We start from the raw sequence: 21,675 nt of genomic DNA, 5'->3' as shown, positions 1-21,675 counted from the left end.
TTGTTAAGGAACGACTAAATACATTGTTCACATTAAACGAAACCTCGAATTTTTTATCCAAAAATAACGCTCTCAAACCAAAAGCTGTACTCCAATTAGCGCGACTTCTTGACATGGCATCAATTGTTTTTGTTGTATAATTTGTGGTATGATTAAACAATAATGTTTTCGATTTATTCAATTCTAAATTATTTGTCAAACGAAATTCTCCATTAAATCCATCCAATACATAATTGTATTCAGGAATAATTCCTTTTGTTTTCTTGTAATACAAATCAATCGTTCCATTGACTTTCCACCATTTTACAAGCTTGAAATTTAGATTTTCACTAATTCCAAAACTCTCCGAATCAGCATAATTATATGGAATCCAATTTTGTGTATTTTCTGTTGGATTTACAACCACAATTTGATTGATTTCATCCGTAGAATTTCTGTAATATAATGTTGTAACTGCCAAATCTTTGTATGCATATTCCAACTCATAATTATACGAATAAGAAGGTTTTAATTTCGGATTTCCTTCGGCAAAAGAATAAGGAGAATAAATGGTACGAAACGGATTCAATTGTCCCATAAAAGGTCGATCAATACGACGCCCAACATTAATACTTAACGAATGATTTTCAGCAGGTTTATACATCAAATAAGCGGTTGGAAATAATCCATCATATTTATAGGTATCATGTTGATTTTCTTGCGGAGAAAAACCTTTTGCATCTGTATTTTCGTATCTCAAACCAACTTTTGCAGACCATTTTTCTGAAATATCTTTTTCAATACTCGCATAAAAAGCCAAAATATTTTCGTCATAATAAAAACCATTACTCAACTTTTCATCATAAACAGGCGACCCAGAAGATGTGTTGTAAAATAAATTATCGCTATTATTTTTCGTCCAACTATAACGTCCACCATAATTTAGTTTCCAAGTATTAACGGGATGTTCCATATCAATATTCAAACTATAATTATTTGCTTTTTGGTCGGACAAACTTTTATTTCCTTGATATTCTGTTTTATTTTCAACATCTTCTGAATTAAAAAATCGGTTTGAAGTTACACTTGTATTGTTATTATTAAAATTTACCCAATCAAAATCAAATGTCAGTTTTTTTCCGATCGTATCCATTTTATAAATCACATGATAATTCAGCGTATTGTATTTCGTGTTTCCTTTGCTTCCATTTCGATCATTCAGAATATAACTCAACAATTCATTTTTATCCAAACTATTTATCGTTGTTTTCGTGCCACCAGTTCCTTTTCGATTTCCAGCATATAAATCAACCGTAAAACCAGTCGTCAATTTATCTGAAACTTTATAATCCAATCCTAATTTTCCGCCAATATTTCTATTTTTTCCACTATTTTTTTCTCTTTCAGTCCAAACTTCATTAGTCTTTCTAAAATAAATATCAGATTGTCCAATTCCATCATATTCACCAAAACCACCAAAAATATTCGAAACTAAAGTCCATTTATTTTTTCGGTAATTAAACGATGCACTATTGTTCCAATATGGTTTGTTATAATGTTGCAATGATGACGACAAACTTCCATTCCACGAGTCTTTTTTGCCTGATTTCAGTACAATATTGAGAATTCCACTATTTCCTATTGCTTGATATTTTGCGGGTGGATTTGTAATTACTTCAATTTTCTCAATATCATCTGCACGAAGCGTTTTTAAATAATTTGTCAATTGATCACCAGACATTTCCAATAAACGATCGTCCACCATCACACGCAAATTACTTTTACCAATTATCGAAACTACATCATTATCAACCTTTACACGAGGCGCCAATTTTAGCAAATCTAATGCATCTCCGCCTTTTGCTCCCTCCGCTAAATCAGCATTAAAAACAAGTCGATCAACTTTCTTTTCTATTAATTTTTTCTGACTCTTTACAACCGTTTCATTTAATGTAATATTTTCAGTTTTAGGAAGAATAATAACGCCTAAATCCTGATTTTTTCCACATAAAATCGTTTGAGTATGAAGCAAAACACCAGCTTCTTCTATTCGAAACATATAATTTCCTTCGGCTAAATCAACTGTAAAACTTCCTTTATCATCAGTTGAAATTTCTTCAATAATTTGATCATCTTTCAGAATAATCACATCTGCTAGACTAACAGGCATTTGATTCGTATATTGCAAGCTTCCTTTATATTGTTGTTGCGCAAAAATCGAGGTCGAGGCAAATAATAAAATTGGTATATATAATTTAGACATATTAGGTTTGTTTACTATAATGACGTGTGAATTACAGAAAAGTTACATAGAAAATGAATAATAATTGAATTTGTCTTTAAAAAATAAATTAACAATGATTTAATATTTAAAGAATTTTACTACATTTCAAAAAATAATTTTAACCGATTAAAAAAATATAAATGAATGGATTTTAATGAATTAAAAAACAAATTAGTGCAATCAACCAAACAAGCCTTTTTGAAAATTTATAACGAAAATCCTTCCCAAGACCTTTACGCTTTTGCCTTGTGCAATAACGACTCGAAAATAGCTATTCATCCTTCGGCAAATTCTGTAGAACATTTGGAAAAAGTTTCGGATGAAGACGATTTTTGTTACTACAAATACGAGCCTTCTGAATGGAAATATGATTATTTAGGAGCTGAAAATTCTTTTCAAGAAATCAATCAAATGTGTAAAGAAATCGTTGATGAACACGACGATGACGAAGATTGGTTTTATCAATTTCAGAATAAAATTAATGAAAAATGTATCGAAGTTTTAGAAGAATTAAAGAATGAAAATTTCTTTTCTAAATTAATTGGTAAAGATATTTTCTTAAACTTTTCTGTAATTGATGATGATTTGAACAAAGAAAAACAACAAAAAATTATTACGCAATTGAATGATAATTCGTACAAAGAAGATTATTTTGAATGGATGACAACTTGGGGTAAAAACAAAAAAAGAGCTTTATAAAAAGCTCTTTTTTTGTTTGATAATATTTCTTCTAAAAGTTTAGATTTCTTTTCTCAATCTCGCAACCGGAATATTTAGTTGTTCGCGATATTTTGCAATTGTACGACGAGCAATTGGATAACCTTTTTCTTTTAAAATTTCGGTTAATTTTTCGTCTGTCAAAGGTTTACGTTTGTCTTCATCTGCAATTACATCTTGTAAAATTCGTTTAATTTCGCGCGTCGAAACTTCTTCACCTTCATCATTTGTTAACGATTCTGAGAACAAATCTTTTATCAAAAATGTTCCGTAAGGCGTTGTGACATATTTAGAATTCGCTACACGAGAAACTGTCGAAATATCCATTCCAATTCTGTCTGAAATATCTTTTAAAATCATCGGTTTAATTTTCGTTTCATCTCCTGTTAAGAAATACTCTTTTTGAAATTTCATAATCGCTTCCATCGTGTATAAAAGCGTGTTACGGCGTTGCTGAACCGCATCAATAAACCATTTCGCAGAATCTAACTTTTGTTTGACAAACATCACAGCTTCTTTCTGTTGATTCGATTTATTTTCGGTTTTTTTGTATGTATCTAACATTTCTGCAAACGCACTCGAAATTTTCAATTCTGGTACATTACGTCCATTTAACGACAATTCTAAATCGCCATCGTTGATATGAATCGTAAAATCTGGCGTTATTTGCTCTACAATTTTACTACTACTCGAAAATGATTTTCCTGGTTTTGGATTCAAACGTTCAATCTCCGAAATTGCATCACGCAACTCATCATCATCCGCATCATATTTTGCCATCAATTTCGAATAATGCTTTTTCGTAAATGCATCAAACGATTCTGAAATTAATTTTTCTGCTAACTCTACTGCTTCTGTTTGATTTTTATTTTCTAATTGAATCAATAAACATTCTTGCAAATCACGCGCACCTACACCAACTGGATCCATTCGTTGAATATAATTAATCAACAAATTTTCGACCTCTTCTGGCGAAGTGTAAATATTTTGCGAGAATGCTAAATCGTCAACCAACGATTTAATATCACGACGCATATAACCATCATCGTCAATATTTCCTAAGATAAATTCAGCAATTTGAAATTGTTCCGAAGTTAATCGATTCGTATATAATTGTGATGTCAAAAACTCGATAAAGCTCTCTCCTTGCGCGTAAGGAACAGATTTATCTTCGTCATCATCACTATAATTATTCGTATACGTTTTATAATTTGGGATGTCATCATCGCTCAAATAATCATCAATATTGATGTCACTTGTGTCAATCACTTGCTCGTCGCCAAAATCATCACTCTGATTGTCCCATTCTTCCTGTTCTCCTCCGTAATCTTCATCATATTCAGAAGATTGATCATCCAAAGCAGGGTTTTCTTCCAACTCTTCCTTTACGCGTTGTTCAAAAGCAACCGTAGGAAGTTGAACCAACTTCATTAATTGGATTTGTTGTGGCGATAGTTTTTGTTGTAATTTTAAATTTAATTCCTGCTTTAACATATTTTGGGTTTTGGCTTATATAAAAAACGGATTTAGCTTAAAGTTACAATTTTTAAGCATAAATCCGTAAAAATATTTTGATTAAAATTCAGCGTTATTCGGTGTTCTAGGGAAAGGAATTACGTCACGAATGTTACCCATTCCTGTAACGAATAATACCAAACGCTCTAAACCTAAACCGAAACCTGAATGTGGCACAGAACCGAAACGTCTTGTGTCACGGTACCACCATAATTCTTCTTTATCAATTCCGAATTTTTCCATTTTTTCGTCTAAAACTTCTAAACGCTCTTCACGTTCAGAACCTCCGATAATTTCTCCGATTCCAGGGAATAAAACGTCCATTGCGCGAACTGTTTTTCCATCATCATTCATACGCATGTAAAATGCTTTGATTTCTGCAGGATAATCAAATAAAATAACTGGCGTTTTGAAATGTTTCTCAACTAAATAACGTTCGTGTTCTGATTGTAAATCTGCTCCCCAACCTTCGATTGGATATTTGAATTTACCTTTTTTATTTGGTTTAGAATCTTTTAAGATATCTATTGCTTCTGTATAAGTTAAACGAATGAATTTGTTATTTAAAACATATTCTAAACGCTCAATTAAACCTAATTCAGAACGCTCTGCTTCTGGTTTTTGTTTTTGTTCTTTGTCAAAACGTTCAGCTAAGAATTTCAAATCATCTTTACACGTTTCCATTGCATAAGTGATAACAGATTTCATAAAATCTTCTGCCAAATCCATATTTTGATCTAAACGGAAAAACGCAACTTCTGGCTCAATCATCCAGAATTCAGCTAAGTGACGAGAAGTATTCGAGTTTTCTGCACGGAAAGTAGGTCCAAATGTATAAATTTTCCCTAATCCCATTGCTGCTGTTTCTCCTTCTAACTGTCCAGAAACCGTTAAGTTAGTCGATTTACCAAAGAAATCTTGTGTATAATCTACTTTACCTTCTTCATTTTTAGGTAAGTTTTCCATATCCAAGTTTGTGATATGAAACATCTCTCCTGCTCCTTCAGCATCAGATCCTGTAATAATTGGCGTGTTGATGTAAACGAATCCATTTTCGTTGAAATACTTGTGAATCCCGAACATTAACGCGTTACGAACACGCATAGTTGCAGCAAAAACATTTGTTCTGAAACGTAAATGTGCTTGCTCACGCAAAATCTCTAAACTGTGTTGTTTTGGTTGTAAAATTGTTCCTTTTAAATCATCAGATGGCGCAGTTCCTAAAATTTTGATTTCTTTCGCAACAATTTCAATCTCTTGACCAGCTCCTTCACTTTCTACCACTTCTCCTTTTACTTGTAAAGAAGCTGCTGTAGAAATTTGTTTTATAATTGATTCGTCAAAATTTTCGAAATCTACTACTACTTGAATATTATTAATTGTAGAACCGTCATTCAACGCGATGAAACGATTACTTCTGAACGATCTTACCCATCCATTTACAACTACTTCCTGTAGCAACAAATCCTTGCCTTTTTCTAATAAGGCTTTAATTCCGTACGATTGCATAATTTTTTAATTTATCCTTACAAATTTAGTTATTATTTAAAGTTATAAAAATTATAGGCATAATTTTTGCGAATATTTTTCAACCAACCTAAAAATCCTTTACAATTTCAATGAAAATGTAAAGGATTTTTGATTTTAGTTTATTTTTTGAAGTGAAATTATTCTAGTTCTTAGATTCAAAACGCAAAAGAAGTTCATTTATTCTTTGAATAAGAACTTTATCAGAATTATTATTTTGAATTAAATAATCTACATAATTTTTTAATTCGTAAAATTGACTATCAGTTTTAATTTGATCTTTCTCAATTATCTTTTCGATTCTTTTAAAATATGATTCAAAAATATCAATGTCATAATTGGTTGTCTTTATCAAATATTCATTAAAACCAAAATCTCTATCTTCGATAAAATCAGACGTTAAATCTTTAAACCAGTTTTTTAAAATAGTTAATTTTCTTTTTGAATAATACTCCTCTGTTTGAGTTTTTAGACGAATATATTCATCTTTCATTTCATTATTAAAAGCAAGATGAACAATATAATAATCTATAGTCGCAAGTACTAAATCTCTATATTTTTTAAGTTCAAACTCTTTATTCATAAATTTAAATCAATATATACGATTCTGAAACGAGTCCAGAATGACAAAATCTAAATACCTACAAGAAATTCAAATTAACAGTTAATTTTAAGTAGAAATTATCTTGGAATTTTTCTTCTGAATAAGCTCCTAAACGGTAAAATGCTCCTAAACCAAATGTTTTGAAAATTAAATTGTTTACCTCAACACCTGTTTCGTGATAATAATGATTTAAGGTTTTGAACTCTAAATTTTGATGATCTGCTCTATCTTTCATATCACCCAAAACTCCACGGTAAACGAATTGCGGGAAAATAATTTTGTTTCCAACTTTAACACCAGCAAAAATATGTTTCAACTGAAATGATACAAATCGATCCGAATAAAATTCACCTGGACGCATTGTTTCGAAATTCGTTAAACCTCCTACTCCAAAATTCAAAAAGTCATTTCGTTTTGCATTCCCTTGTCCTTCGAACAAATTCATCAACGGCATTTTTCCTTCAACCCAACCCGCATTTACATTGAAATTTGTTTTACCAACTCGCGTATCAAACACATCAAAATAAGATACATTAAAACGAAGTGGATCATAATCAGAATTGAAAATATCCCAATATTTCGTCAACGTTGCATAGAAAACAGATTTCCCGCTATTCACCGTCACTTTTCCGTAAGGCGTGCGGATAAACTTGTCTTTTGGCGCAAAACGAATCGCTAATTGCGTGTTATACAAATCGTACCAACCAATATTATTCAGGAAAGAATAATCAAATTCTGCTTGTTGTTTTTCGTAATTCGCCGAAATATTGAAAGTTACATTTTTGAAAATATCTTGCTCATATCCAAACGAATAACGCTTATATGAAAAATATTCGTGGTTATAAATATTACTAAAAGCTCCAGAAATTAGACGTGTATAGTTCGATTGTAATAAAATTGGTGTTTTCCCAGAAGCTGAAACATCTTGCGAGTATTTTGCGAAAATTCGACCCGAATAAGGTTTGTTTACATAATAATCTCCACCAAATCCAAACTTAAATGTTTCATCTTTGAAACCATAAGCCGAATAAGCATTCAACGAATATTTATCGCTCCAATTTTCATTTGTATTAAACGCAGCACCAAGTCTGAAACCCTCGTAATCATTAAACGCTAAGATTTTTGTTAGATCTAAATCAACTTTTCCTAACGATAATTTTCCTCCAGAATTGATGATTCGCGTCAATTTCATTTGACGTTCTAACTTATATTTATCGCCAATACTATCAATTGTCGTGTAAGTATTTCGCTCTTTGTTCGATAATGACGAATCACGGTAATCTTCCATCACATTGTCCCATTTCTTTTCGTTCATATTTTGAAAAGAAATTTCGTCTTCGTAACCTAAAAATTCGTTGCGTTTGAAATGCGCTGGATTTTGAATATCCTTGAAAGTTGTTTCGAGATTAATCCAAATTTTTTCTTTTTTATCAATAAAATCATCGTCAGCTAGTTTCTCTGTAATCTTGAAATTACCAGCTTCCATACGATATTTTTGTTGATTTGGAATCCAAGAACCATTATTCAATTTCCAATCTGCTTCTAATTCGGCAACATAATTTGAAATCGTATTTTCTGCTTCAATTTTAATTAATGCATACGTTCTATCATCAATCCAAAGTGTTCCTTTAATTTGTCTTTTATCCGTTTTGATCGACGGAAAAAAGCTAATAACAGCCGTTTTTCGTCCATCAATAAAAATATCTTCTTTGAAACCATAACGGTAATGCGAAAGACCTTCGCGACTCACTGGATTAATAATTCCTTTGAAGAAAAAGTTGATTTTATCTTGATCAAAATTGAACGCAATTGGTTGCATCGCCAAATATTCGTACAAAGGCGAACGCATTCCAGAAATACGAGAAGATTGTACAATATTTTTTAGTCCAAAACGCTTTGAAACTTTGTGATCCATTGCACGTTCTCCCAAAAATAAATGACTATTGTCTAACAATTTTTTCCATTGATTGTTGACAGAATCTTTGTGATTTTGGGGTTGAATAATATACGGAATCGAATCGTTATTTACTGTACTCCAAAATTTTGTGTATGATTTTAGGAAAATATTTCCGCCATTTCTGATTGTATTTTTGGATTGATTGCGAATTGCTTTGATAATCAAATTACGACCAACGGAATCATTTGTCGTAAAACTAACCTCATCCAAACTAATGAAAGAAGGTTTCATCATAATTTCGACCAACTTTTTACCATCAGTCTGAATACTTTCCGAGAAATATCCGTTTTTGATTACATCAATAAAATGAACAGAATCATTGATATCCAATTCTCCTAATTCGTCTGTTTGACCTAGGAATTGTTTGGTATCACTATAAACATTAGCACCTGTTAAACGAAATTCGTCTTGAGCATCGAATACTCTTACTTTAATTTGAGCAAATGTGGCAATTGAGATACAGAAATTTAGCAGGAATATATAATTCTTCATCGTTTGAAATTGATTATGCAAATAAATAAAAAAAGCAGCGAAACGCTGCCTTAAAATATTTTTTTTTCAAGAAAGATTAAACTTTCATGATTTCAGCTTCTTTTTTCGTTAAAGCTTCTTCTAATTTCTTAGAAAACTTGTCTGTTAATCCTTGTACACGTGTTTCGTAATCTTTCACCATGTCTTCAGAAGCTTCTTTTACAGCTTTCAATGCTTTATTGGCATCTTGACGTGCATTACGAAGTGAAATTTTAGCGGTTTCCATGTCCGATTTAGCCATTTTCACTAACTCTTTACGGCGTTCTTCAGTTACTGGAGGAATACTGATAATGATTGTATCTCCATTGTTAGAAGGTGCAAAACCTAAATTAGCATTGATGATTGCTTTTTCGATTTCGTGAATTAAATTTCTCTCGTATGGTTGAATGCTCAATGTCATTGCATCTGGTGTATTTACATTTGCAATTTGAGTTAACGGAGATAAACTTCCGTAGTAATCAACACGAACTGAACTTAACATTGCAGGAGTAGCTTTACCTGCTCTTAATTTGTCGAATGCAACCTCTAAGTGACTTACAGTTCCCTGCATTTGCTCCTTAGCCGTTTCTAAAATAATATCTAATTCTTCCATTTCGGGATTTATTTATTTGTTACTAGAGTACCTACGTTATCTCCTAAAATTAATTTTTTCAAGTTACCATCTGTATTCATATCAAATACAATAATAGGTAAATTATTTTCTTCACTCAAAGTAAAAGCTGTCATATCCATTACTTTTAAGTTTTTATCGTAAACTTCTTGATAAGAAATTGTTTCGAATTTCTCTGCTGTTGGATCTTTTTCTGGATCTGCAGTATAAATTCCATCAACACGAGTTCCTTTCAAAATAACATCAGCTTGCGTTTCAATTGCTCTCAAAACGGCTGCTGTATCTGTTGTAAAATATGGATTTCCTGTTCCTGCACCAAAAATTACGACACGACCTTTTTCTAGATGACGCGTTGCTCTTCTTTTGATAAATGGTTCTGCGATTTGCTCCATACGGATAGCCGTTTGTAAACGCGTATTAACGCCAGCATCTTCCAAAGCTCCTTGCAATGCCATACTGTTAATCACAGTTGCTAACATTCCCATATAATCTCCTTGTACACGATCCATACCAGAAGCAACACCTTGTACACCTCTAAAAATATTACCACCTCCGATTACGATTGCCACTTCGCAACCAAGTTCAGCAACTTCTCTAATTTGTTGCGCATATTGTTTCAGCATATTTGGATCGATACCATATTGTAAATCTCCCATTAATGCTTCACCACTCAATTTAAGTAATATTCTTTTGTATTTCATCTTGTCAAAGGTTTTCTTTTGCAAATATAATTTTTCTATTCTGATTTATCCTAACGTTCGAAAATGTCAAACGCATTTTTTGTTGTAATTGCTGCAATTTCAGCTGGTGTTTGATGGTAAATATCGACCAACTTATCACAAACATGTGTCAAATAACTACTTTCATTACGCTTTCCACGAAACGGAACAGGCGCTAAATAAGGTGAATCTGTTTCGAGAACGATATGTTTGATATCAAAATCTCCTAAAAATTGATCTATTTTACCATTTTTGAAGGTTACAACTCCACCAATTCCTAATTTCAAATTGAAGTCTATTGCGCGTTGTGCATCTTCTTTTGTTCCAGAAAAGCAATGAAAAATTCCGAATAATTTTTCATCTTTCACTTCTTCTAATACTTCAAAAACTTCGTTGAAAGCATCACGGCAATGAATTACAATTGGTAAATTCTTTTCTTTCGCCCATTCAATCTGCGTTTTGAAAGCATCTTGTTGCGTTTGTAGAAATTCTTTTTCCCAATACAAATCGATTCCGATTTCGCCAATCGCCTTAAATGGACGTTTATCAATCCATTCGCGCACATGAGCCAACTCCTCTTCTATCGTATCTGGATGAACCGAACACGGATGCAAACCCATCATCGCAAACATCGAATCTTGATGTTGACTTTCTAATGTCAACATTCTATCCGTATAACTTTTATCAATTGCTGGCAAATAAAATCGCTCTACTCCATTTTGCTTTGCTCGTGCAATTACTTCATCTATATCATTCTCGAATTGCTCCGAATATAGATGTGTATGTGTATCAATTAACATGTTTTATTTTTGATTTCAAAAGTTCTTTTTCAGCTGAAAAATCAAGTTGATTTCCTTTTTCTAATGCATTTATCAATTCAATCGTTTTTACTAAAAATTGTTGATGATTTTCTGATTCTTCATTAAAAGGACGATGATTAATCGCTGAAATAATTTTGTTTATTTTTTGAATAATTGTTTGCGTTGGTTGCTCGAAATAAGTTTCCGAAAACTTTTCCCAAATATAATCAACCGCTTGTTTCGATGGATGAATCAAATCTTCTTTGAAAAAACGATAATCTCTCAAATCATCCAAAACCAATTCATAAGATGGAAAATATTCAACTTGATTATTTTGAAGACTTAATTGATATAAAGCATCCAACAGTCTAGCTTTACTTACATTATTTTCGATCATTCCATCTTTTGTATGACGAACAGGACTAACTGTTGTAATGATGCGAATAGTTGGATTAATTTTCTTCAAATCTGAAACAATCAATTCCAACGATTTTAGATTATCTTCTGTTGTTAATAATCTTTTTTCAAATTGTTTTGCCTCAACTTTATGACAATTCGCGACAACTTGATTTGAAGTTTTCCATTCATAAATCCACGATGTTCCCAATGTAATCATCAACACATCACAAGAATGAATGTAATCATGAACCTGATTGATTGTTGAATTTAATTCCTCTAAAACAGCTTCTTTCGTCAACGCATTAAACGACGAATGTACATCGAAACAGAAAAATTCTTCTCCATTTTGATGTACATCAGCTGTTGTAAAATATTTTTTATGAATGCTTCTTTCTATTAAATTTTGAATGGAATGTGAATTAAAAATCACTCCAAATGGATTAATTAATCCATCAAACTTTAAATCGGTCAAACGCTTTCCAATTTCATCTGAAAAACAAGAACCTATCGTCAATATTTTGTGTTGATGATTGAGTTTAAAATCAGAAGATTGAATTTGAAAAGACGTTCGAAATTGCATTTTTTATCCTTGTCGATCAATTAAAACTTCGCTTAATTCTCTCAAATAAGATTTACGTTCTTCTGGAACATCAATTTGATCCAAATAGCTGTGCGCTTTATTCGTATATTCTCTAATTAACGTTGAAAGTTTACGGTTAACATTCAGTTTTCTGAATAATTTTTCTACCGCATATACCTTATCGATATTATCTGTATTTGAACTATACCAATATAATAATTCCTCTTTTTCTTCTTCGTTTGCCGCTTCTAAAGCAGAAATGTAAAGAATCGTTTTCTTATTCTCGAAAATATCTCCAGCGTGTTTTTTACCTAAATGTTCAAGGCTACCAAAAACATCCAAATAATCATCTTTCAATTGATACGCGATTCCTAAATTCAAACCATATTGGTACAATTTATCTGAATCCTCCTCCGAAGCATTTCCAATCATTGCGCCTAATTTCAAAGCACAACCAAGTAAAACACTCGTTTTTAGAGAAATCATTTTGATGTAATCTTCGTATGAAACATTCAATTTTGTTTCATAATTCACATCCAATTGCTGTCCTTCACAAACTTCTAAAGCAGTTTTAGAAAATAATCTTGTCGAACGTTTAAATAATTCTGGTTCTAAATCTTCTAAATATTGATATGCTTTTACCAACATCGCATCACCAGAAAGAATCGCTGTATTTAATCCAAATTTTTCGTGAACTGTTGGTTTACTTCTTCTTAATGAAGCATTGTCCATAATATCGTCGTGCATCAACGAAAAATTATGAAAAAACTCAATCGCTAACGAAGGTTTCAACGCTTTTTCAACTTCACCATCAAACAAATCAGTTCCCAATAAAGTCAAAATTGGACGAATTCTTTTACCACCAATATTCAAAATATAATCCATCGGTTCGTATAATTCTTCTGGATTTTTAGAAAATGGATTTTTATCGATTGTTTCGGCAATTAATTCGTGAAATTTATCAAATGAGTACATAGTTTGATTTTTGTAAAAATTAAGTTTTGGCAAATATAACTAAGAATGATTGATTTTGGGTTGTTTTCTTTTATTTTTGATTGAACCTAAAAATTCGTTTCCGACAATCAAATACAAAAGAATTTGACCAATAATCGCCGCAATAAAATAAGGATGACCTTTTTGTAAAACAATCTCAGCACTTTGCAGCAAAGGAATTGTCCAAAAATAAGTGGAAACAATTACTAAAAGCAACGCATTAAGCCTAAAAATCCAGATTTTATTCATTTTATATGTTCCGAAATGGATAAATAAAGCGCCCAAAAAAGTATAAGCCAATACCTCAAAAAATTCATTCAGCACAAATTGTTCTCTAAATAAGCCAAAAATATCTTTGTGACTTACAAACAAAAATTCTTCAGGAACAAGATAACTCCAATGGTTTGCAATAAAAAATAAAACAAGATTTAGCATCAAAACAATCGTCAATTGATCTTTGAATTGATCAACAAACATTGAATAATACTTGAACTTTGAGATTGATTTCTTTGATTTCATTTAACGAAATAATTCACTTACAATTTGATACGATTTTCGTTTTGCTTTTTGATCAAAAACATTTGTTGAAACCATGATTTCATCAATTTTAGATTCAAAAATAAATTCATCAAAACTCTGCGCCAAAGCACCTTTACTTCCAATAAAAGACAAAGCTGTCATTCCTTTTAGCATATATTTTTGCTCAGGCGAAGCTAATTCTAACTGTGTTTTTTCTGGCGGAACAATTGGCTGACGTTTATCGGTAATAATATTCAAAAAACCTTGGTACATCGACATCGATAAATAATGCGCTTCTTCGTCTGTATTCGCCGCAATTACATTGACACAAGCAATCGTATAAGGTTCTTGCAAAAATTCTGAAGGTTGAAATTGAGAACGATAAATCTCTACCGCATTATAAAATTGTTGTGGCGCAAAATGCCCCGCAAATGCATAAGGTAAACCTAATTTAGCCGCCAAAAAAGCCGAATCTGTACTTGATCCCAAAATATAAATCGGCACATTTGCTCCTTCTCCAGGAATCGCACGCACTTTACTTTCTTTATTATCTAAACTAAAATAGTTTTGTAGATTTTTGATTTCAGCTTCGAAATCGTAATTCATAAAATTATCTCCTCTACGCAAAATAGAAGCTGTTAATTGATCAGTTCCTGGCGCACGACCTAAACCTAAATCGATACGATTTGGATAAAGCGCATCCAAAGTCCCAAATTGTTCTGCAACTGATAAAGCAGTATGATTAGGTAGCATTATTCCTCCCGAACCAACTTTAATTCTTGAAGTTCCATTTGCTACATAGCCTATTAATAAAGAAGTTGCCGCGCTCGCTACATTCTGCATATTATGATGTTCAGATAACCAATAACGGCTATACCCTATTTCGTCTACAAATTTTGCGTTATCTAACGTGTTTTTGAACGTTTGATTTAATGTATCTCCTTCTCTTACATAAGCCAAATCCAACACTGAGTAGTTTATTTTTCTCATCCGTTCTTTTCTAATTAAAATATTAAACTAAATTACAAAGAAAAAAATTCAAAAAAAATTCCCCCATAACATACATTATGGAGGAGATAATTTTGTAATTGGATTTATAAATAGGTTTAAGTAGTTGAAGAGTCTAAAATTTTTAATTAATAGTTTGATGATAGATTAGTAATCTTTCGAGATACTTAATTCAAAAATAGATAATAAAAAAAATAAATACTCAATTTAGAGGGGGGACAACTGGGGGGACATTTCATATTCATCTAAATATCAATACTTTGAAAATGAAGTAAAACATAAAAATAATTCAATTTTTTGTTAAGATTTACAATTTTTTCGGTCTATATTTGAAAAAATAATATATTGAAAGTTTCTATTTTTTTTACGCTCCTACTCTTTCCTTTTTTATTTTTATCATCATTTAGTTCTATTAGTAAAAATGATGAACGTATTCTTATTGAAAAAATCATCGAACAGAATAAAAATGTGACAGATACTATTCAATTGCAAAATAATTTCAAGAAATTAGATATCTCATCAACTTCTTTTTTATCAAAAAGTCTAAAATCAATTTATCAAGTTTATTTAGCTAATCTCTATGCACAAACCAACGATAAATTAAACAAAAAAAGTAATTCGTTATTTGAGTCTGCATTAAAAGTTTCAAAAAATGTTAACTCACCAGAATTACAAATTTGGGTGAATACACAATATGGGTATTACTATTATAATTTTAGCCAATATCAAAATGCTTATCCATATTTTATGGAAGCATCAAAACTTCTCGACTTAACAAAAGATGAGGATATTTTTTCTAAAAGTGATGTTTACAAAAAGAATGCATTCTACTTTATGAATGTAAAAGAATTTGATAAAAGTGAAAAATATCTTTTGTTAGCTTTAAAATATACCAACAAAAAAGACCACGAATATGGAACAATTCTGAATGCGATTGGTCATGTTTTTATGAATAAAAATAATATTAATAAAGCAAATAATTACTTCGAATTAACAAAAGAATATGCAATTCAAAATAAGGACGAAATTCGATATGCAAAAGCTTTAGGTGATATTGCCTCTATAAATATTCTCAACAAACAGTACGATTTAGCGATTGATAATTTGAAAAAAGATATTGAAATTTCTAAAAAATTAAAAAACGCTCGAAATTTAATGTACGCTAATATTCAATTGGGAAAATTGTACTTGCAATTAAATCGAATTGATGATGCTAAAATAATTTTGAATGAAGCAAAAGAATATGCTTCTCAGAAAATTTATTTGAACAGTTTTGAATATGACATTTATAAAATCTTATTAGAAATTGCTGTAAAAAACAATAATATCAATGAGGAGTTAATTAGCCGAAGAAAACTAGATGAATTGGAGTTAGAGTTGCAAAAAACTGATGGCCAAAATGTGATTAATGAAATTAATTGGAAAATTCAACAAGATAATTTCAACTTTAAATTTGAAGCAGAAAAAGCAGAACAAGAGAAAACAACCATCCTAAAAAATGCATTATTTCTTATTTCTTTTCTATTAATCATTATCATTTTATTTGTAATAATTTCTTATCGTCGAAAAATAAAAATACAAAATTCTACATACGATAATAAAATATTATCTATTCAAAATGAAAAACTTAAATCTGAAAATAAATTAAATAAAACTGCTCAAACTTTAGAATCTTATAAAACTTATTTGTCTGAAAAGAATAAACAAATAGTTACATTAAAAAATGAAATCAATTCTATTTCCAATTCAAGTACCATAAACAAAGAAAAACAATATAATGAATTAGTTAATCTCTTAGATTCGCATTTAATGACAGACGAAAGTTGGGGAAATTTCAAAAATATTTTTGCTCATGAACAAAACGATTTTGTAAAATATCTTTCTCAAAATTTTCCATCTTTAACCGAATCTAATTTGAGAACTATTTATTTGTTAAAATTAGGCTTGAACAATTTAGAAATTTCGCAAATCTTAGGAATTTCGGCTGATTCAGTCAAAAAAGCGAAACAACGCTTAAAAAAGAAATATAAAAATTTTGATCAAATTTTTCAAGATTAAGAAAATAGGAGATAAAAAAGATGATTTACTAAATAGTAAATCATCTTTTCACTATTACTTCAACTCGAAGAAATCTCGTTTTCCTATTTTAATTTTAGTTTCGGTTTTTAATTCAAAATCATCAAAAGCATCCATTTTTTTCTCTCCATTAATTTGTACTGCACCGCTTTCTATCAAACGTCTGATTGCATTTCTCGATAAATCTTTCTTTAATTGATGACAAACATCTAACAATGTAATATTATCATTCTCAAAGTTTAAAGAACTAATTTTAACAACTTCGAAAACTCTATTTTCATCATTTCTTTTCTGAAATTGATTGTTAAAAAATTCTTCTGCTTGTTCAGCTTCATTTACAGAATGGTATTGAATAATAATATTTTTTGCAACTAATTTCTTAATTAACATTGGATTATCTGTTTTTAATCGCTCATTCAAATTCATTTTTTCTTCAATAGAAAAATCCGTTGCTAACGCAATATATTCTTCTAATAAATCATCTGGAATAGACATTGTTTTCCCAAACATTTCATTTGGTTCATCCGTCAAACCAATAATATTATTCAACGATTTACTCATCTTTTCTTTTCCATCGGTTCCTCTCAAAAGTGGCATACACATTACAATCTGAGCAGCTTCTCCATTGGTTTCTTGCAATTGTCGTCCCATTGTACAATTAAATAATTGATCCGTTCCTCCCATTTCGATATCAGCACTTATCTGAACAGAATCGTATGCTTGTAAAATCGGGTAAACCAACTCATGCATTGCAATCGGCGTATTTTCGGTGAAGCGTTTATTAAAATCATTTCGATGCATCAGTTGTGCAACCGTAACTTTTGACAACAACTGAATAATATCCGAAAAAGGTAAATGATCTAACCAGTCTGAATTAAACACAATTTCAGCCTTATTCACATCAATAATTTTTGACAATTGATTAATGTAGGTTTCCGCATTGTTCTGAACTTGTTCTGCATTCAGCGGTTGACGACTTTTATTTTTTCCTGTTGGATCTCCAATCTGAGCTGTAAAACTCCCAACCAAAATAACTATTTGATGTCCCAAATCTTGAAATTCTTTCAATTTCTTCAATACAACGGCGTGACCAAGATGTAAATCTGGTGCGGTAGGATCAAAACCTAATTTGATTCGTAATGGTCGATTTTCTTTTTCAGCTAATTTTAATTTTTCTTCCAATCCATTTTCTGGTAAAAAAATAGCTACATTTTCCTTTAAACTTTTTAAATTTTCCATGATTTTTTTTAAATAAAAAAAGCCCGAGCAAAACTGCTCGGGCTTGTAGATTATGATTAAATTTTTGACGTACAAAATTAATACGAAGTATACACATAGTCTACCCGAGCAAATATTGTACGATAATAAGTGCTAAAAAACGGTAAACGTAATATGTGTTGCAAAAACTTCATTTATAATGCAAAGGTAAGAATAGTTTTGAGAATAGAAATTTTCGTTCAAAAAATTATCTTAGACAATAATTCTATAGAAAAACCTTTATAAAAGTTTTTCGTAATAACTTTGTGTAAATTATTATAGAATGAGCAATAAAACTGCTAAAACAAATGTAGTACGAATTTTAGACACACACAATATTTCGTACGAATTGCGCGAATATGAAGTTGATGAAGAACATATTGATGCTTTGCATGTTGCAAATTCATTGAACGTAAATCCGGAAGGAATTTATAAAACTTTGGTTTTGAAAGGAAATATAGAACCATTTTTAGTTGCCGTAATTCCTGCAAACACACATCTTGATATGAAAAAATTTGCGAAAATTTCTGGTAATAAAAACTGCGAAATGCTTCCTTTGAAAGATTTGCTGAATGTTACAGGTTATATTCGTGGTGGTTGCTCACCTATCGGAATGAAAAAGCAATTTCCTACTTACATAGAAGAACTGGCTGTTTTGCAAGATCAGATTTGTATTAGTGCAGGAAAAAGAGGTTTACAAATTATTCTAAACCCCGAAGATTTAAGAAATTTGATTGAGGCTAAATTTGAAGATATTACACAATTTGATTCATAATTTATTTACTATTCAGAATGATTTTTTCTAAAATAGTTGGAAATTTTGCTTCATCTTCAAACGTCAAATCTGGATTTGCATACACAATAATTCCATTTTTATCAATCACATAAGTTGCTCTATTATTGTAACCTAAACGATTATAAGAATTATACATCAACGAAATTGCATAATTCTCATCATTCAAATACGTAATATTATTTGTTCGCAAAGCTGATTTCCATAATTCTAACAACGGATTTGTAGAACTAGAAACTGCGTAATTTTTTACATTTTGTAACAATGGATTATGATCGATTAATTGAATTTGAGCAGCACAAGTCATTGCTGCTTTCGTATCAATTGACGTAAAATCAGGCAAAATTTGTCCACTAAACGCCGCAGGATAAAACGTTAAAACTTTAAAAGTCGATTTATCATTCAAAAATTTATCTGTCGAATTAGTCTTATAATTCGGTCCATTCAAAATAAAATCTGGTGCTTTATCACCAACCTTCAAGGTTTTATTTTCTGTGATATTTACTTCTATGTTATCGATTTTAGACGTTCTTTTAATCAATCTTTCCAAAGGTTTCAGATGTTCGCCTTGCGCACGATAATCATTATCTCGCATCAAAATTTTATTGTTTTGATCCACTAGAAAAAGAATCGAACTTTCTACTAAAACATTGTTAGAATTTGACGTTGGAATTATACTCGAAATTGAATTTTGCTTAAAAGGTTTCAACCCTATTGCATTGTAAATTTTTCCAACTTCATCATAAATTACCTTCGTTCCATCCAACTTATTTTGATTAGTCGTTTCATTAAAAGCAAACGTTTGCTGCGGTTCTTTACTCCATTTATTATCTTCATTTACAATATAAATCACATCAATTTTTGGTGGATTTTGAGACGAAAATGCCAAATTCTTCACAAAATAATAATTCAGCGAAGTTGTCATCATGCTCGCATACGGATTCGTTTTGTATAAACTTGGCGTAAATACAATAATTTTAAAGTTTGAAGATTGATTGATATTTTCAATTTTATTAATCGGAAACTGAGCGCCAACATTCAAATTTTGAGCTTTTGTAAAACAAAAACCACATATAATTAGTACTATCGAATAGATTCGTAACATAAAACGTTTATTTTAAATAAACTAATAAAAACTACCACAAGATAACTAAAATTCTACTTTCTCAAAAAAACTATTCATTAAATTCTCATTAGAATTGACGATTAACTTTTGAAATTATCAAGTTTTTTTTGCAGTAAATCAGTTACCTTTGTGTTGATTTTTAATTTAAAATTTACACAAATGGAATTCAATGTTAGCAATGCTTTGAAACAATTAAATAATGATTATTCAGAAGATAAGGCGTCAGAAATTATCGAAAATCTATTGTATAATTCAACTGATTTTTCTGATGAAGACCATGAAATAATCGATCAATTGGGTGATAAATTTCTACGAATTGCTGCACAAATTTTTGTGGAAGATTTGGCGTATGATTTCAATACTTTGGTGAATTATTGGGAAGCTTTTATTGGACAATTAACAGAAGAACAATCTCAAAACTTATTGAATTTCGCTATTGAACAAACAGATACAGAATTTGTAGAAGATTTTATTATTGGATACCGAAAATTTTATTCAAATCCCAAAGAAAGTATTACATTTTTCAATAAACTGAATGAAGACGAATTTTACGAAATTAAATTCTTCAAAGCACGTTGTTATGAGGTTTTAGGTGAAAATGAAAAAGCTGTGGAAGCTTATAATAGTTACTTAAATTCTGCACATTTCAAAAAAGAAGAAAATGCTGAACAAGCTGCTGTAAACGAGTTTTATATTAGTCATAGCATTGCGCCTTTGTTAGTGAGCATGAAAAAATATGATGAAGCCAAAACTTACTTTGATCGTGTTTTAGGAAATATCGATTTCGAAGATTATTTAGCTAATTTTGAAGGTTCTAATCAACAAGAAATCAAAAGTTTCTTAGAGGATTATGTAACAACTTTGGAAGAAACTGAAGATAAAACAACTGCTGAAAAAATTTCAAAAAAAATAATGCAATATTTTTCTTAGAATTACAACATTCGGAAATGTAGTATTGATTTTTTAGCAAATATTCATAAATAGGTAAATTTAATATTTTCTTAACATTAATATAAATTCTATCTATTTGAGTATAAAAAAATAAATATAAATTTATTTATCAAATTAAGAAATCTACCTACCTTTGTACCATAAATAATTTATTCATAGTTGTTAAGGATAATGAAGTTGATTTTCTGAAGAAGAATATCCTTAATCAAATAGAGTTTTTTTATAGTATTTTTAGGTTGGTTAGTGGTTCAATGTAAGTTGAACCATTTTTTATTTCTTATAACCATAAGCACAATGTCTGCAACCATTTTGGCAACATTTTCCTTTCTGATAATGGAAAAATTCTGTAAAAACCCAATACCCATTTTCGATATAATAATGTATATGAGGAACAAACTCCGAAGGCATTGTTGGATGTGGATATTCTTGATCTAATTCTACAAAATAATTCAGTTTTTCTATACAAGAATTACACAAACATTTGTAATGCGTTTTCTTCAAAAACTCTTTTATTTCATCTTTTATAACAATTGTAGTACAAGCACAATTCGAAATATCATCTACCTTACACTCCATTGTTTCGTTACAACGCGAACAATTTTCGATCATTTTTTTGGATTATTTTTTTGATTTTTCAAAATACGAAAAATTCATAAACTTATCTTAAATCATGTGATTGAAATTCTCTATAACCATCATAAATAAATAGTTATAAATTAATTCTATCTAG

Annotated in this window: 19 protein-coding genes; 4 read left to right on the top strand and 15 right to left on the bottom strand. The window is 30.4% G+C overall.

Annotation, left to right across the window (positions count from 1 at the left end):
- A partial coding sequence (locus B3792_RS10160; protein ID WP_291069521.1) for an outer membrane beta-barrel family protein occupies window positions 1-2,242 on the bottom strand: 2,242 nt, incomplete at its 3' end.
- Window positions 2,243-2,407: 165 nt separating this feature from the next.
- Here B3792_RS10160 and B3792_RS10155 point away from each other — a divergent pair.
- Complete coding sequence (locus tag B3792_RS10155) at window positions 2,408-2,962, top strand: DUF4303 domain-containing protein (protein ID WP_084106915.1); 555 nt, start codon at window positions 2,408-2,410, stop codon at window positions 2,960-2,962.
- 39 nt (window positions 2,963-3,001) lie between these two features.
- Here the strand turns inward: B3792_RS10155 and rpoN are convergent, their stop codons facing one another.
- From rpoN to B3792_RS10100, 11 genes are all read right to left on the bottom strand, one after another.
- Complete coding sequence (rpoN, locus tag B3792_RS10150) at window positions 3,002-4,474, bottom strand: RNA polymerase factor sigma-54 (protein ID WP_115000980.1); 1,473 nt, start codon at window positions 4,472-4,474, stop codon at window positions 3,002-3,004.
- 81 nt (window positions 4,475-4,555) lie between these two features.
- Entirely contained in the window at window positions 4,556-6,004 is a 1,449-nt protein-coding gene (asnS, locus tag B3792_RS10145; protein WP_125349294.1) for an asparagine--tRNA ligase, read from the bottom strand.
- 163 nt (window positions 6,005-6,167) lie between these two features.
- Window positions 6,168-6,605 carry a hypothetical protein gene (locus B3792_RS10140; protein WP_280051165.1) on the bottom strand — a complete coding sequence of 146 codons (438 nt, stop codon included), beginning with the start codon at window positions 6,603-6,605 and terminating at the stop codon, window positions 6,168-6,170.
- A gap of 58 nt (window positions 6,606-6,663) precedes the next feature.
- Complete coding sequence (locus B3792_RS10135) at window positions 6,664-9,075, bottom strand: DUF5686 family protein (RefSeq protein WP_291069519.1); 2,412 nt, start codon at window positions 9,073-9,075, stop codon at window positions 6,664-6,666.
- A gap of 76 nt (window positions 9,076-9,151) precedes the next feature.
- Complete coding sequence (gene frr, locus B3792_RS10130) at window positions 9,152-9,706, bottom strand: ribosome recycling factor (protein WP_115000990.1); 555 nt, start codon at window positions 9,704-9,706, stop codon at window positions 9,152-9,154.
- Between the two features lie 8 nt (window positions 9,707-9,714).
- On the bottom strand, window positions 9,715-10,425 hold the full coding sequence (pyrH, locus tag B3792_RS10125; protein WP_115000992.1) for a UMP kinase: 711 nt from the start codon (window positions 10,423-10,425) through the stop codon (window positions 9,715-9,717).
- A gap of 50 nt (window positions 10,426-10,475) precedes the next feature.
- On the bottom strand, window positions 10,476-11,243 hold the full coding sequence (locus B3792_RS10120; RefSeq protein ID WP_291069517.1) for a TatD family hydrolase: 768 nt from the start codon (window positions 11,241-11,243) through the stop codon (window positions 10,476-10,478).
- The gene (locus B3792_RS10115) at window positions 11,233-12,222 is read right to left on the bottom strand and encodes a GSCFA domain-containing protein (RefSeq protein WP_291069515.1); all 990 of its coding nucleotides are present in this window, start codon (window positions 12,220-12,222) and stop codon (window positions 11,233-11,235) included. Before B3792_RS10115 ends, B3792_RS10120 begins: the two co-directional genes overlap by 11 nt.
- A gap of 3 nt (window positions 12,223-12,225) precedes the next feature.
- A complete protein-coding gene (locus B3792_RS10110) occupies window positions 12,226-13,197 on the bottom strand; it encodes a polyprenyl synthetase family protein (RefSeq protein ID WP_115000998.1) in 972 nt (323 codons plus the stop codon).
- Between the two features lie 39 nt (window positions 13,198-13,236).
- Entirely contained in the window at window positions 13,237-13,734 is a 498-nt protein-coding gene (locus B3792_RS10105; protein ID WP_115001000.1) for a hypothetical protein, read from the bottom strand.
- Window positions 13,735-14,724 (bottom strand): LLM class flavin-dependent oxidoreductase, encoded by a 990-nt coding sequence (locus B3792_RS10100; protein ID WP_286475202.1) that lies wholly within the window; start codon window positions 14,722-14,724, stop codon window positions 13,735-13,737. It abuts the gene before it with no gap.
- A gap of 363 nt (window positions 14,725-15,087) precedes the next feature.
- On the opposite strand from B3792_RS10100, the gene B3792_RS10095 reads away from it, so the two are divergent.
- The gene (locus B3792_RS10095) at window positions 15,088-16,800 is read left to right on the top strand and encodes a transcriptional regulator (RefSeq protein ID WP_286495188.1); all 1,713 of its coding nucleotides are present in this window, start codon (window positions 15,088-15,090) and stop codon (window positions 16,798-16,800) included.
- 54 nt (window positions 16,801-16,854) lie between these two features.
- Here the strand turns inward: B3792_RS10095 and tyrS are convergent, their stop codons facing one another.
- Window positions 16,855-18,057 carry a tyrosine--tRNA ligase gene (tyrS, locus tag B3792_RS10090; RefSeq protein ID WP_125349288.1) on the bottom strand — a complete coding sequence of 401 codons (1,203 nt, stop codon included), beginning with the start codon at window positions 18,055-18,057 and terminating at the stop codon, window positions 16,855-16,857.
- A gap of 301 nt (window positions 18,058-18,358) precedes the next feature.
- Between tyrS and ybaK the strand changes: the two genes are divergently transcribed.
- Window positions 18,359-18,850 carry a Cys-tRNA(Pro) deacylase gene (gene ybaK / locus B3792_RS10085; RefSeq protein WP_125349287.1) on the top strand — a complete coding sequence of 164 codons (492 nt, stop codon included), beginning with the start codon at window positions 18,359-18,361 and terminating at the stop codon, window positions 18,848-18,850.
- Between the two features lies 1 nt (window position 18,851).
- Here the strand turns inward: ybaK and B3792_RS10080 are convergent, their stop codons facing one another.
- Window positions 18,852-19,973 (bottom strand): redoxin domain-containing protein, encoded by a 1,122-nt coding sequence (locus B3792_RS10080; protein ID WP_038331384.1) that lies wholly within the window; start codon window positions 19,971-19,973, stop codon window positions 18,852-18,854.
- Between the two features lie 180 nt (window positions 19,974-20,153).
- Here B3792_RS10080 and B3792_RS10075 point away from each other — a divergent pair, with 180 nt between their 5' ends.
- Window positions 20,154-20,924 carry a hypothetical protein gene (locus tag B3792_RS10075; protein ID WP_286495190.1) on the top strand — a complete coding sequence of 257 codons (771 nt, stop codon included), beginning with the start codon at window positions 20,154-20,156 and terminating at the stop codon, window positions 20,922-20,924.
- Window positions 20,925-21,215: 291 nt separating this feature from the next.
- Here B3792_RS10075 and B3792_RS10070 read toward each other — a convergent pair whose 3' ends face one another.
- On the bottom strand, window positions 21,216-21,554 hold the full coding sequence (locus tag B3792_RS10070) for a cysteine-rich CWC family protein (protein ID WP_038331257.1): 339 nt from the start codon (window positions 21,552-21,554) through the stop codon (window positions 21,216-21,218).
- Window positions 21,555-21,675 lie beyond the last annotated feature (121 nt).

The organism is Empedobacter sp. UBA5924 (assembly GCF_002431085.1).
Classification (GTDB): domain Bacteria; phylum Bacteroidota; class Bacteroidia; order Flavobacteriales; family Weeksellaceae; genus Empedobacter; species Empedobacter falsenii_B.
This window is presented reverse-complemented; position numbering and strand designations above follow the sequence as displayed.